The 12,983-nt window shown below is 67.7% G+C and carries 12 protein-coding genes; all 12 read right to left on the reverse strand.

Annotated features, from left to right (window positions below):
• Positions 1–10 precede the first annotated feature (10 nt).
• The 12 genes from JNX00_RS01360 to JNX00_RS01415 are packed head-to-tail and all read right to left on the reverse strand — an operon-like array spanning position 11 to position 12,983.
• A complete protein-coding gene (locus JNX00_RS01360; RefSeq protein WP_204743864.1) occupies positions 11–1,060 on the reverse strand; it encodes a glycosyltransferase in 1,050 nt (349 codons plus the stop codon).
• Positions 1,057–1,779, reverse strand: a complete 723-nt coding sequence (locus JNX00_RS01365; protein WP_070400220.1) for a methyltransferase domain-containing protein — start codon at positions 1,777–1,779, stop codon at positions 1,057–1,059. The genes JNX00_RS01360 and JNX00_RS01365 overlap by 4 nt, the downstream gene beginning before the upstream one ends.
• Positions 1,776–2,720: a glycosyltransferase gene (locus tag JNX00_RS01370; RefSeq protein ID WP_175442873.1), complete on the reverse strand. Its 945-nt coding sequence runs from the start codon at positions 2,718–2,720 to the stop codon at positions 1,776–1,778. The genes JNX00_RS01365 and JNX00_RS01370 overlap by 4 nt, the downstream gene beginning before the upstream one ends.
• Positions 2,717–4,672, reverse strand: a complete 1,956-nt coding sequence (locus tag JNX00_RS01375; RefSeq protein ID WP_204743865.1) for a hypothetical protein — start codon at positions 4,670–4,672, stop codon at positions 2,717–2,719. Before JNX00_RS01375 ends, JNX00_RS01370 begins: the two co-directional genes overlap by 4 nt.
• The gene (locus JNX00_RS01380) at positions 4,669–5,697 is read right to left on the reverse strand and encodes a lysylphosphatidylglycerol synthase transmembrane domain-containing protein (RefSeq protein ID WP_204743866.1); all 1,029 of its coding nucleotides are present in this window, start codon (positions 5,695–5,697) and stop codon (positions 4,669–4,671) included. Before JNX00_RS01380 ends, JNX00_RS01375 begins: the two co-directional genes overlap by 4 nt.
• The gene (locus JNX00_RS01385) at positions 5,694–6,872 is read right to left on the reverse strand and encodes a glycosyltransferase family 4 protein (protein WP_204743867.1); all 1,179 of its coding nucleotides are present in this window, start codon (positions 6,870–6,872) and stop codon (positions 5,694–5,696) included. The genes JNX00_RS01380 and JNX00_RS01385 overlap by 4 nt, the downstream gene beginning before the upstream one ends.
• Positions 6,869–7,531, reverse strand: coding sequence for a hypothetical protein (locus JNX00_RS01390; RefSeq protein WP_204743868.1), 663 nt, complete (start codon positions 7,529–7,531; stop codon positions 6,869–6,871). Before JNX00_RS01390 ends, JNX00_RS01385 begins: the two co-directional genes overlap by 4 nt.
• Positions 7,521–8,480 (reverse strand): NAD-dependent epimerase/dehydratase family protein, encoded by a 960-nt coding sequence (locus JNX00_RS01395; RefSeq protein ID WP_070400225.1) that lies wholly within the window; start codon positions 8,478–8,480, stop codon positions 7,521–7,523. The genes JNX00_RS01390 and JNX00_RS01395 overlap by 11 nt, the downstream gene beginning before the upstream one ends.
• 10 nt (positions 8,481–8,490) lie before the next feature.
• Complete coding sequence (locus JNX00_RS01400) at positions 8,491–9,951, reverse strand: oligosaccharide flippase family protein (RefSeq protein WP_204743869.1); 1,461 nt, start codon at positions 9,949–9,951, stop codon at positions 8,491–8,493.
• Between the two features lie 10 nt (positions 9,952–9,961).
• Positions 9,962–11,320: a hypothetical protein gene (locus tag JNX00_RS01405; RefSeq protein ID WP_204743870.1), complete on the reverse strand. Its 1,359-nt coding sequence runs from the start codon at positions 11,318–11,320 to the stop codon at positions 9,962–9,964.
• Entirely contained in the window at positions 11,317–11,934 is a 618-nt protein-coding gene (locus JNX00_RS22465) for an acyltransferase (protein ID WP_204743871.1), read from the reverse strand. Before JNX00_RS22465 ends, JNX00_RS01405 begins: the two co-directional genes overlap by 4 nt.
• The gene (locus JNX00_RS01415) at positions 11,925–12,983 is read right to left on the reverse strand and encodes a hypothetical protein (RefSeq protein WP_070400229.1); all 1,059 of its coding nucleotides are present in this window, start codon (positions 12,981–12,983) and stop codon (positions 11,925–11,927) included. Before JNX00_RS01415 ends, JNX00_RS22465 begins: the two co-directional genes overlap by 10 nt.

Here is a 12,983-nt window from a genome sequence, read left to right on the forward strand (position 1 = left end):
ACGTGGGGGGTCACTTGCTGGCGGACTGCGGCGGCGTGGTTGCGCCTATGACCTCGCTCAAGAAGGCCGCGCCGGACAACACGGGCCGCGGCGCCTGGTTCTGCCGCAAAAAGCGGCTCACGGCGCGCGCGATGGACAAAGGTGAGTTGGGGTCGAACGACTCGGCGGGTGTGACTACGTCGCGCACGTAGTCTTTCTCGGATGCGAGGATGGGCAGACCCCGTTGCGCCGCTTCAATGAGCGGAAGCCCGAACGATTCCAGCGTCGATGGGTAGATCAATGCGCGCGATCGCTGGTAACAACGCGCCATGTCGGTGGGGGCCACTGTGCCGAGGTTGGTGATCCTCAGGCCATGGCGCTCTTGCGCTTGTTGCAGATGGTGGAGCAGCGCCGTGTGTTTTTTGGGGTCCAGCGTCAGGCACAGAGAGGGGAACGCGCCCTGTGTTCCAAGCAAGGTCCACGCATCAATTAACTGACGGTGGTTCTTGTGAGGCTCGCCAGAGGCCACATAGATGAAGTCAAATTCAGGCGGCTCGACCCGGCCGGGGTCGGGCGTCGATGGGGTTTCGGTCGGGATGAACGGGAACACGCGAGCCACAACGCCGGTTTCTCGCAGGAGTTCATCCGCCATGGACGCGGTCTGCACGTAGACCTGCATCGCTGCTGTGTCCAGGCGCTGAGAAAACCAATATCTCTCCAGCCTGATGCGCCAGCGATCCCGCCAAGCAAATGCGCGCAAGTCCCGTTGTCCAAAGAGGTAGCGGTTCTGCAGAAACACGACCACCCGCCCCTTGTTGCGAAACAAGGGGGGCAGGTTGCCAAAACACAGCACCGTGTCGCCGGGCTGACTGAGCCGCCGGACGCGCCTTTCGGCGTTCCATCGCCCCAGCAAAGTGGGCCGAAAGCGCTCGAGGACGAGATTCGGCGGCAGGCTCGAGGTGTCTAGCCGCGCATCAAGCAACGCAATGCTGTCCTGCGCGGCGGCGGCGTTCAGCACGGACAGCAGCAAGGTGCGTCCGCCGCCATGATGAACGTTGGGCGCGTGAACGATCAGCGTCACGCGGTCTCCTTGGGCCTGGCAAGGACCAGCAGGGTTTCCCCCCCCATCAGGCGCGCGCCCAGGTCGTGATTGACGGCGTAGACCGCCCGACGCAGCAGGCCCGCGAGCCGGGTTTTGAACGATCGGCGGGGGGCATTGAGCGAAGCGCCGGTGTAGCGGGCCTCCACGACTTCGTAGCCGCATTCCTCGAGCATGGCCAGGGCCAGCCCGCGCGTGAAGTAGTGCAGGTGACCGACTTTGCGGCGCACGTGCAACAGGGGGCGCTCGCGCAGCACGCTGATGGCCGAGAGGTCAAGCGGGATGTGGAACACGGTCCACGCAGTTCGCTCGCGCAGGCCCGCGAGAAAGGCGAAGGGATCTCCCAGGTGCTCGAGCACGTCGAGCATCAACGTCAGTTCGGGCGTAGGGCCGTCGCTGGACAGGTAGTCACCCAGGGTGAAGCGGATGCCATCGGCTCGGCGCTGCTCCCACAGCGCGGGCAAACCGGGGGCGATGTCGAAACCCTGCAGATCGGCCTGCGGCAGTTGGGCACGCAGCGCAGACAGCACGCCGCCCGCGCCGCAGCCCACCTCGACCACGCTGGCCGGCGCCAGGCCGTGGCGCGCCAGCAAGGCGAGGACCTGCTGGGCCTTCCAGGGCGAATCGGCGCTGTCCCAGTCGGGGTTCTGCTGCGCGTAGTCGCCTTCGGTGTAGCGGCGGGTGACGGGGTCGTGGCTCATGGGTTTCGGGCGGAGAGGCCGGAGCGCAGGACCCACAACAATCGGTGACCTGCGCGATTGAACAAGGCATTGCTTAGCAGGCGCAGCGCCCGCACGGACAGCACGCGCGACCAGGATTGGGACCATGCCGCACGCACGGAGCGGGCCGCCGCGCCCCAGCGGCCCGCTCGCAAATGCAGTTGCGCGCTGATGAGGTGCGCATGGGCCAGCGCTTGCGCTCCCTGGGCCACGATGTCTGGCGCCACGCCCGGCGTGCGCAGCAGGCTCTCGATGATGGTGACGGGCTCGGCGGCGCGTTGTGGCGTGGTGGGCGCGAACGACTGGGAATGGTCATGCACCCGGAAGCCAGCCAGCGGCCGCTCGACGTGAACGAAGCGCCCCCGCAGCCCCAGGCGCAGCCAGAAATCGTAGTCGGGCATCTGCCGCAGGGCGGGATTCCACGGGCCGGTCGCCTCATAGGCATCCCGGCGGAAGAAGGCGCCCGGTCCGGGCGGGCATACCACGTCGACGAACATGGCACGGTAGTCGTAGGGAGGTGCCTTCACCTGCCGCACGGGGCGCGACTGCGGGTCGAGCAGGTGGTAGTCGCAGTAGGTCGCCACGGCCTGCGGGTCGGCCTGCAAGGCGGCCACCGCGGCGCTCACCGCGCCCGGGGCCAGCGTGTCGTCGGCGCTCAGGTAGCCGAGGATGGAGCCTTTGGCCATGGCCCAGCCCTTTTCCAGCGTGCGCGCCTGCCCCATGTTGGCGTGCCGTTCGCGCACGAAGTCGCCGTCCATGCGCGCCAGCACCTCTGGCGTATGGTCGGTCGATCCGTCATCCAGCACGATCAACTCCAGCGGCGCGTGATCCTGCGCCAGCACGCTGCGGATCGCCTCGGCCAGGTAGTCGCCGTGGTTGTAGGCAGGGATGACGATGGATACCAATGGGGCGGACTGACTCACTTCGGGGCTCCGTGTGGCAAGACCTTCCATTCGCCAGGACGGGTTTCGACGCATTGTGGCGGCTGTGCCGTCACGGCCGGCGGCACGCGATACACCACGACATTGCCGTATTCGACGACGTGGTGCACGGGGGCCTGCGCTTGCAGCAGGCGGCCGAGCAACTCGCCGTGGGAGTCGCGCTCCACCACGATGTATCGAAAGCCGCCCGCCTGCAGGGCCGCCAGCACGTCGTTGGCCTTGCGCACGCCCTCCTTTTCGGCCCGGCTGGCCTGGCATTGCAGCTGGTCTGGACGCAGCCAGTAGCCGTAGTAGGCGGCCAAGAACACACGCTCGCCGGGCTGGCCCTCGGTGGCCAGGGCGGATAAGGGTTTGCAGGACTCGCTGGCTTTGAGGCAGCGCTCGGCTCGGTGGGTCAGCAGCAGGTAAAGATTGTGCGGGCCCGAGCGGACCTTGCTGACGGTGAAATAGAGTGCCAACGCCAGCAGGCCCAAGGCGCCCAGGCGCAGCCACCAACGCCGATCGGCCAGCGCCGCCTCCGCAGTCAGCGACGCCAGGGGCGCGAACAACAGGAGCGTGGCGAGTATGTAGCGCGGCGCGAGCACCGAGGGCCGTATGAGCGCCCAGGCCAGGGTGGACAGCAGGGCGGCCAGGGTCACGGCGATCACGGGGCTGTCGAGCAATGGCTCATCGCTGGCGCGGCGCCGGCGCACGAACCAGGTCAGTGCGGGCAGGCCCAACAACAGCAGGGAGACGCCACCGCCCTGCATGGGGTAGTCGCCGAACACCAGCGCGTAGGGATAGGTCAGCAGGATTTCTCGAGTCACCTCGGGGCTATGCCACACCTGATTCAACCAGGCGCCTGCTTCGCCCATGCCCAGGAAGGGCGCCAGGGGTGCGCCGTACAACACCCCGTTCTTGAGGCTTTGGGGCAGCCAGGCCAGCGCCGCCCAGGCGCCCAGCACGAGGCCGGTGCGCAAGAGGCCGCGGGTGTCATAGGCCCGTTCCTGCCCGCGGTGCTGCCACATCAGCAGCACCAGCATGGCCACACCCAAGCTCAGCACGTACGAGAACTTGGCGACGGTGGCGCTGCCGGCCATCAAGCCGGCCCAGGCCAGGGCGCCTGTGCGCCCATTCGCCGGTGTGTCGCTCAGCAGCCAGTACAGGGCAGCCAGGCCGAAGGCAGCACCGAACAGGTCCACCTTGCCGTCGAACACGTACAGCGTGAAGCTTGACGAGGAAATCAGGATGGTCCAGGCCATCCAGCGCGCCACCAGGCCACCGCCGCAGCGGCGCACGATGCCCGAGAGGAACACCCCGCAGGCCAGCGCCACCGGCCAGACGAAGAACTTGGCGGCGGCCGTGCCTTGCCAACGCATCAGCACGGCATAGTGCAACTCTGCTGGCAGGCCGATGCTGGAGAAGGGCTCGTAGGTACCGCGCATGGGCTCGAGCACGCCGCTGCTGGCCATGATCTGCGCGTAGGCGAGGTAGAAGGCCTCGGCGTCGCCCGTGGGCGGCATGGTGAGTGCCGCCAGTGCCAGGCACAAGAAGAACAGCACCACCACCGCGGCCAGGCCGCGCATCGGCCAGTTGAGGCGCCAGACGCTGTCCCAGGCCTCGCGCAGCATCGCTTGGGCTGGTGCGAGGCGCGGGCGGCTGAGGAACAAGGCCAGCCAGCCCAGGGCCAGCGCGACACCGACCGGCACGGGTCGCAACTGGCCCATGAGACCCAGCACGGTGAACACCGCATTGAAGGCCATCAAACCCGCCAGGAACTGCGTGGCCAGGTCCACCCACGCGTCCGAGGTTTGGGTCGCTGGCCGTGCGGGACCAAGCCGGCCCAAGGCCCATTGCACGGCCCGACCCGCCCCTACGCAGGCCAGGGCGTGCGCGGTGGTGACCGGCACCGCCAGCAGCAGCGTGGCCAGGGTGACGGTGGGGTGGGCGCTCATGGTTTGTCCTCGGGGAGGCGCTCGGACGCAAGGTCCGGCGCTTCGACGTCGCGCGGCGACGCCACGGCCGGTCGCGCCAGGAAGCACAGCGCGCCGATCAGCGAAGACCCGAGCAAGGTCACCAGGTGCAGCAGCACGACGAAAGCCAAAGCCTGGGGGCCGTGCACCTGCAGCATCCCCAAGGCCGCCACGCCAAAGAACTCGTAGGTGCCCACGAAGCCGGGGGACGCCGGCACCATGGTGCCAATGGCGATCAGCAGCAGCACGAACAAGGCGTTGCCGGGTGCCAGGTCGAGACCCAGCGCGCGCGCGGTGAGCCACACCAGGGAGACCTCCAGGGTCCAGATGGCCAGTGTGAGCAGCAGGAAGCCAACGAAGCGCCCTGGGCGAAAGCCGCCCGCGATACCCGCCAGCGCGGATTGCAGGATCTCGCGGGCGCGCCCCGCGGCGCGATCGGGCAGGCGCCGCAGCAGCCGCGCGTGCAACCAGGGCAGGAAGCGTTCGCCCATGGTGTGAGCGGCCGTGAGTGCGGCGATGGCCGTGGCGGTGATCGCGGCCACCACCACGCCGGCCTGCTTGAGCCAGGCCGGGATCGCGGGGTAGGACAGCAAAACCAGCGACAGCAGCGCCAGCATGAACGCCAGGTCGACGGTGCGTTCAACGACCAGGGTGGCAAACACCTTGGTTCGCGACATCCGCTCGGTGCGGCCGAGCTCCAGCGCGCGGGCCAGGTCGCCAGCGCGCGCCGGCAGCACGTTGTTGAGCAGGTAGCCGATCATCAAGGCGCGAAACCCTGGCCACCAGCGCACCGGCGGATCATGCTCGACCACCAGCCGCCAGCGCTGGGCGCGCAGCGCGAAAGACGCGATCAGCAGCAGTGGCAGGGGCGCGAGCACCCAGGCGTTCGCGTGCGCGAGCGTGCGGACCACCGCCCCCAGGTCGAAGTTGCGCATCAACCAGATGATCGCGACCAGGCTCACCGCCAGGCCGGCCATGGTCAGGGCGTGTTGTCTCCAGCCTCTCATGACCTGCCTTGCCGCTGGACCAGTCCCTTGAGCAAGGACGCCATGTCGCGGGCGACCTTGGGCCAGTTCATCTGCTCCTGCACGAAGCGGCGTCCGCCGGTGCCCACGCGGCGGCGCAGGGACTCGTCGCCCAGCAAGGCGCGCAGACGCTGCGCGATGGCGGATGGGGCGGGGTCGGTGCATTGCACCAGGTGCTCGCCGTCGACCAGGGTGGCGGTACCCAGCAGATCGAGCGGCGTATTGACCACCGTCGGCACGGCCAGCAGCATGGCCTCGATGGTGGCCGTGCCCATGCCCACGTAGCGCCCGGTGAGCGAGGAGAACAGCAGGTCGGCGGCCTGCATGTGCGTGAGCACCTCGTCGTGTGGTCGCTCGCCCAGGAACTCGACGCGCTCGCCCAATCCCAGGCTGTCCGCCAGGCGCGGCGCCTCGTCGTAGTAGACGTGGCCCACGATGCGCAGCTTCAGCGTGGGGAACTCGGGCGCCAGTTCGGCGAAGGCCTTGACCAGGGGCACGAAGCTGCGCTGTTCGCTGACCGCGCCCACACCGAGTATGAGGCCTCGGTACGCGTGGTCATTGGAATACCGCGCCAGCGCCGCGCTGTCGCCCGCCACGCCGTAGTTGACGATGTGCGTCTTGCGCAGCACGCGCTCGCCCTGCACGTCCGACAGGTACTGGCGGATCTGCGTGTCCCAGGCCACCACCGCGTCGCAGAACGGAAACACGCCCCGCCCGCAGATGAGCCGGTCGAGGCGGTTGAGCAGGCGGTCGCGGCGCGGGTTGAGCGACTGCAGCTGCGTGCCGACCGAGCAAACCAGTGGTGCGCGCACACGCCAGGCGGCGAATGCGGCGGGAAATGCGATGTCCAGGTAGTGGTTCACCAGCAGCACCGCATCGGCCTGGAAGCGGCGGGCGATGCGCGCCAGCCGCCACCAGTTGAGCGGGTTGGGGGCACACAGCTGGTAGTGCTTGAAGAAGCCGGCCAGCGGCAGGCGCCAGGCCGGCAGGCGATGCACGGACAGCCCGTCCTCGACGGCGTGCGACGGCGAGGCGCCCAGCGTGACGATCTCCACCGCATGCCCCTGGCGCTGCAGTTCGGTGGCCAGGTTCTGCGTGTAGAAAGCGGTGCCGGTGCGCATCGGCGGATACATGCCGCCCACCACGAGGATCCTCATGCCGCGGGTCTTTCCCGCGCGGGCACGCCGGCGACCACGGCCCCGGCTGGCACGTCGCGCACCACCGCGCTGCCCAATCCCACGAGCGCAGCTTCGCCGATGCGGATGTCTTCGCGCACATTGCAGCCGCAGCCCAGGTAGGCGGCCCGTCCCACGTGCACACGGCCGGAGAGGTTGACGCCGCTGGCCAGGATGCCGAAGTCTTCGACGCACACGCCGTGGTTGAGCACGCAGTTGGCCAACACCGTCACGTGGCGGCCAAGTCGTACGTGAGCCAGGAGCACCACGTTCGGGTAGACGATGCAAGCTTCTCCGATCTCGGCGCTGCCGGCCACGACAGCGCGTGGGTGCACCAGGCTGGCAAAGGGCAGGTCCGCCAGTCCCTTGGCTTGCAGCAGTGCCTCGCGACGCGTGTTGCTGCGCGGGCTACCCAGGCAATCGACCAGGCGACCGTTGCCCAGCAACTGCGGTGCGTCGCCCAAGCCGCCGAGCACCGGCACGCCAAAGCGCGACGAGCCGCGCGCCAGGGCGTCGTCGAGCAGGCCGCGCACGCGGTAGCGCGGGGCTTCGCGGTTGATGTCGTCGACGATGGCGAGCACGTCGGCACTGGTGCCGCCGCCGCCCACCAGCACGAGGTCGATCAGGTCATCAGATGGCATTGCTGCGGTACCAGTCGGCCGTCCGGCGAATGCCTTCCTCCAGGTCGACCTTGGCCTTGAAGCCCAGCAGCTCCGCGGCCTTGCGGGTCTCGGGGATGCGCAGTTCGATGTCGGCCGACAGCGGGGGCTTGAACACGATCTCGGACCGCGAGCCGAGCACGCGGCAGACGGCCTCCGCGAGGCCGAAGATGGTGGTCACGGCGCGCGCATTGCCGACGTTGAAGGATTCACCGATGGCCTCGGGCCGCTCCAGCGCGAGCATCAGGGCATCGACCATGTCGTCGACGAAACACCAGGCGCGGATCTGAGAGCCGTCACCGTAGATGGAGATAGGCTCGTTGCGCAGCGCCTTGCGAATGAAGATCTGGATCGCGCCCTCCCCGGTCTGGCCCGGGCCATAGATGTTGAAGGGCCGCAGCGTTACCACGGGCATGCCGTGCTCGCGGAAGTAGGCGTGCGCCAGGTGCTCGCCGGCGAGCTTGCTGACCGCATACACCCAGCGCGCCTCGCCGGCCGAGCCGGCGACGGCGTGGTTCTCTTCCGTCACGCGGTAGGCCATGCTGCCGAAGACCTCGGAGGTCGAAAACTCGATCACACGGTCCTTCACGCCCGCTTCCTGCGCCGCGCGCAGCACGTTGGCGGTGCCGATCATGTTCACTTCCATGGTCTTCACGGGCGACTTGATCACGGTGTCGATGCCGGCGATGGCGGCCGCGTGCACCACGATGTCGGCACCCGTGACCACCCGTTTCACCGACGCGGGGTCGAGGATGTCGCCCTGCACCAGCGACACGTTGGGGTGCTGTGCGCCACCGGTGTGCTGGATCGTGTTGCGCGCCAGGTTGTCGAACAGCGTCACGCGGTTGCGGTCGGCCAGGCGGCCGGCCAGGGTGGAGCCGATGAAGCCGGCGCCGCCGGTGATGACGATGTGTTTTCCCTCGATGGCCATGCTGGTCTTTCTAAAGCGAGCGTTGGCGGGCCAGGGCCCGCATGATTTGTGAAACTTGGTGGCGATCGGCAGCGTCCGTGCCCAGCGCCACGGCCAGGCCCAGACACAGGCACCACAGGGCGCCCTTGCTGGCCAGTGTGGCCGGGTCCCACAGCGTGGGGGTGGCCGGCCAGGCCATGCCCATGAGCACCAGTGCCACAACCAGTGCCAGCGAGAAGGCGATTCTGGGCGCCCGGTAAGGCACGGTGAACCAGGGACGACCCAAGACCAGGTAACCTGCAAAAACGAAAGCGGGCGCGATCGTAGCAGCGAGGGCTGCGCCGAGCAGCCCGAACCAGTGCGTGAGCAGCAGCGCGGCGGCCAGGTTGACCAGCGCGCCTGCCACGTTCAAGAAGGCCACGCGGCCGGTGCGCTCTCCCAGGAACAGGCCGGGTGCGAAGACGTAGAGCGTCGAGAACATGGCGCCCAGCGTCAACAGAGGCAGCACCGCGCTGCCTCCATGAAAGGCTGGACCGGTCAGCGTGCCCATGATCGGCCCTGACAGCAGGGCGATGCCGCCCACAAGTGCCACCATGGCCACCAGATACCAGCGGCAGATGCGTCCGAGCGTGACCGCCGTGCCGGGTTCGCGCCAGTGGCGAAACACCAATGGCGACAGAGCGGCCTGCAGGCCCACGGCCAGGATCGACACGACCGAGGCGAAGCGCGCCGTGACCCCGTAGACGCCCAGGGCCTCCAGCCCCAGCAGTTCGCGCACCACGATGCGATCGATGAACAGATTGCCGAACACCGCCGCGCCCGACAACACCAGGGGCAGCGAGTAGCGCAGCATGGTGCGCAGCCGATGCACGTCGAACACGCGTGACAGCAGGCCGCCTGCGCGCGATAGCGACACCCCCGCCCCCAGCAGTGCGCCGGCCAGCTGTCCCCAGAACACGCCGGCAACGCCCAGGTCCTGCACCGTCACCAGCCAGATGCCCACCAGCGCGCTGCCCAGCGCATAGGCCATGGCGGCGGCGACATAGGAGCCGGGCCGAAACTGCCAACGCAACAGGTCCTGCACGATCACGAACACGCCGTTGACGGCGATCGCGCAGGCGGCCAGTACAAGGGTCTGAGGCGGAGCCTGCCCCGCGAGCAGCCACTGGGCCAGTCCGTCGGCGAAGGCGGTGACAGCCAGCGCGAAAACGGCATAGGCCAACGCGGCAAAAGCGACCGCCGTGCTGGCCAGTGCGCGCCGGGCGGACTCATCGGGCGCGTCGGCGATGTAGCGCGCCATGCCTTGCGATATCTCGAGCGCGATCGTCAGGTTCACCAGCGCGCCCGCGATGGCGACGGTTTCCACGACCCCGTACTCGCCCGAGCCCAGCGCCCGCGAGTACACAGGGATCAGAAAGATCTGGAGCCCCCGGACAAGCAGGGTCGAGAGGCCGTAGAGGAGGGTGTCCCGGCCGAGTCGCTGCAGGCCCATCGTGGTCCGTTCAGTGCCGCGTCTCGCGCACGAACGCCATCAGCATGTCGCGCAGCGCTGGGTTGTGCTCAAGCAACAGGGCTTGTTCACCGTGTCGGGCGACGATTGCCTGCACGATGGCGCGGATGCGGTCGCCGGACAGGCCGCCACCCAAGTGATATAGGTTGCGATGTGGGTCGTTCCACCACGACTCGGGAGCACGGCATTCGAGCAATTGCAGGTACTTCGCCGCCACGCTTCTCGGGGTCCAGGCCTCTAGCACGAATCGGCGCATCTCCTCACCTACCTGGCGCCGGTACTCCGCATCCACCACCAGCCTTTCGATCGTGGCCTGCATCTGGTCGGGCGTGGTGAAGCAGGTCGGCGGAATGGTTTCTGGGGGCATGTCACGGCGCACATTGGCCGCGTAGTAGCCCCCCATGACCACCGGCTTGCCGAAGCGGGCCGATTCCGTCGCAAAGCCCGCCATGGGGGTGTCCGCCCACTGGCCATCCACCACGAAGTCGCAGGCCTGAAGTTCCTCCAGTACGCGCAGGTGCGGTTGCCCAGTCATGACGATGAAGTCGATGGGCAGGCCCCGTTCGATCAGCTCTTCGATAAGGCGGCGCGTGATGCGGGTGCCGCGGCCGACCATGTCGGAGGTCGCGTGCAGGATGCGCACCCGGCCGTCGGGCGTGCGTGGCTCGGGCAAGCGTGTGTCCGGGGGCGAGAACGGAATGCCCACAGCCGCAAAGTTGACGAATGGCTTGTCCAGCAGTTGAGCGAACCCGGGGCCACAAACCACGGTGTGCGCATGGCGTTCGATCCATCTCACGTCGCGGTGGCGAACCGCGGTCGCGGACACATAGGCATCGATGAGCTCGTCGTCGAGCGGCGGCGGGTCGAGGTCGGTCTGCCGCGTGGCGGCGTGTCGCTCCTGGTAGAACGATCCGTCGAGGTAGGCGGGGCGCGCGTCGGTGCCATGCAGCACATAGATGACCCGGCGTCCCAGCCAGCGCAGCACAGGCAGGTCCCAGAACCTGAAAAAACTGGAACCGCCGCCCATGATGAAGACATCAAAACGCCGCACCGCCCACACGAACAGGATCACCCGTGTGAGCGTCACTGGCACCAGCCAGGCCCGGCGCCGCCAGTGCGCCGCTTCGGGCACCGCTACGCGTCGCTTAACGAAGAAACGCGCCAGGCGAGCCGGCCAACCCATGTCCTGCGCTTCGTCGTAGGCGAACCGGTGGGCCTGGATGGGGATGTGCACGCACTCGATACCCAGTTCTGCAAATCCTTTGCGCAATTGGGCGTAGTAGCCGGATACCTCGGTCAACCCCAGGAAGATGCGCGGAGCGCGCTGGTGCGTGGACGGAGAACGGCTCATCGCTGTGTGCTCTCCGATCTTGCGTCGTCTGGCGGGGGGGCGTTGTCGTCCATGACCAACTGCACGCGCTCACCTTCGCGGGTGATCGTGCGCCCGATGCGGCGTGCTGGCACCCCAGCCACGATGGTGTTGCTGGGCACGTCGGAAGTCACGACCGCTCCGGCCCCAACCACGCAGGCATTGCCGATCGTCACGCCTTTCAGAATCACGGCGTGCGAGCCGATGAAGCAGTGATCGCCGATCGAAACGGGGGCGTAGTCATAGGGCTCCACGCCGCCCGACAGGCACCAGCGCACCGAGTCGTGCGTGAGGATCTGCGTGCCGACCGAGATGGAACAGTGCCGGCCGATGCGGATGCCCGCCGTGCCATCGATGGAGCAGAAGGGTCCGATCCAGGTGTGGGCTCCGATGTCGACTTTGCCCGCCAGCGTCGTGGAGTTGTAGATGGTCACACCGTCTTCGCCGCTCCAATACTTGCCGCGCTCCTTCCACTCGAAGAGGTCTTCGTAGAAGGGGTTGATGCGCTGGTAGGTGGCGTGTGTGTGATCGCGCAGTTTGCCGTGCAGCGAGCGCAGCGTGTCGAGCAGCCGCTTTTCCTCGTCGCTCAGGTCCATGCCATGTCTCCTTCCAGATCCATTGCCGGGCTGTGCTTCAGCGCATGTTGGGCCGCTTCGGCGAGGCTCATGCCTCCCAAACGGGCCCGCGCCATCACCTGGCCCACCTTCACGCCGGCGGCGAACAAGTCCATTACCGAATAGGGCCCCAACTCGGATGGCATGTACGACATGAAACCGGGGGGAGCCATGCGTTCCGGGTAGACCGAGATGCCGTGGGCCTCCAGGTGGTCGCGGTCCACGCGGCCGGACACCACGCCAACGCCCGTGGTGTTGGCGGCAACGAGTTGCTGCGTATCGATCAGGCCTGAGGGCCCCACCAGAAGCCGGTGGTCCGCGTGTTCGGCAACGATGATGTAGGTGGCCCACTGCGCGGCTTGCGCGGCCTCGGCCGGTGAGCAAGTGGGCGCGATGCGCCGGCACGCGATCCCGAGGCGCTGGAAGCCGTCTTCCATGGGTTGTGCCAGCGTGTACTGATCGCCTATGACGAGGATGCGGTCATCCGCTACCGAGGCCTTGTGGCTCATGGCGAGGTGCATGGCGGTGAGAAAGCTGTAGGGCCGCAGATCACAGGGTGCCTCGTGTTCGTTGGTGCCCATGATGAGGATGCCGCGCTGCCGCGCGACATCGAGGTCGATCTCGCCGGGACGTAGCTCCCATGGCTCCCACATCAGGGGCAGCACGGCGGTGGGCTTCATGCGGTTCAGGAACGCCGCGTCGAAGGGGCGCAGGTGCCCGCTGTTGGTGACGATGTCGGCGGCGGCGATGTCGTGGTCCGATAGGCTGGTGCGGAACTCCCAGCGTTCATCGAGCCCTGCCGCGGCATAGACCGCCCGCATGGAGGCTTCGACTTCCTGCGTGCTGGCGTACCGGCTGTTGCGGCAATAGGCGATCACGCGTTCGGCGCCGCCGAGCAACGCCATCATGGGGTTGAACAGGTACGTGCCTGAGGCCGCTTCGGTCAGGATGGTGAGGCCACGGCAGTCGATGTCGTATTTCTGTACGAGCTGCTGCGCATACTTTTTCGCGCGCGCGGGTGGAATGGGCAT

It is taken from the genome of Hydrogenophaga sp. YM1, from assembly GCF_016903055.1.
GTDB lineage: Bacteria > Pseudomonadota > Gammaproteobacteria > Burkholderiales > Burkholderiaceae_C > Hydrogenophaga > Hydrogenophaga borbori.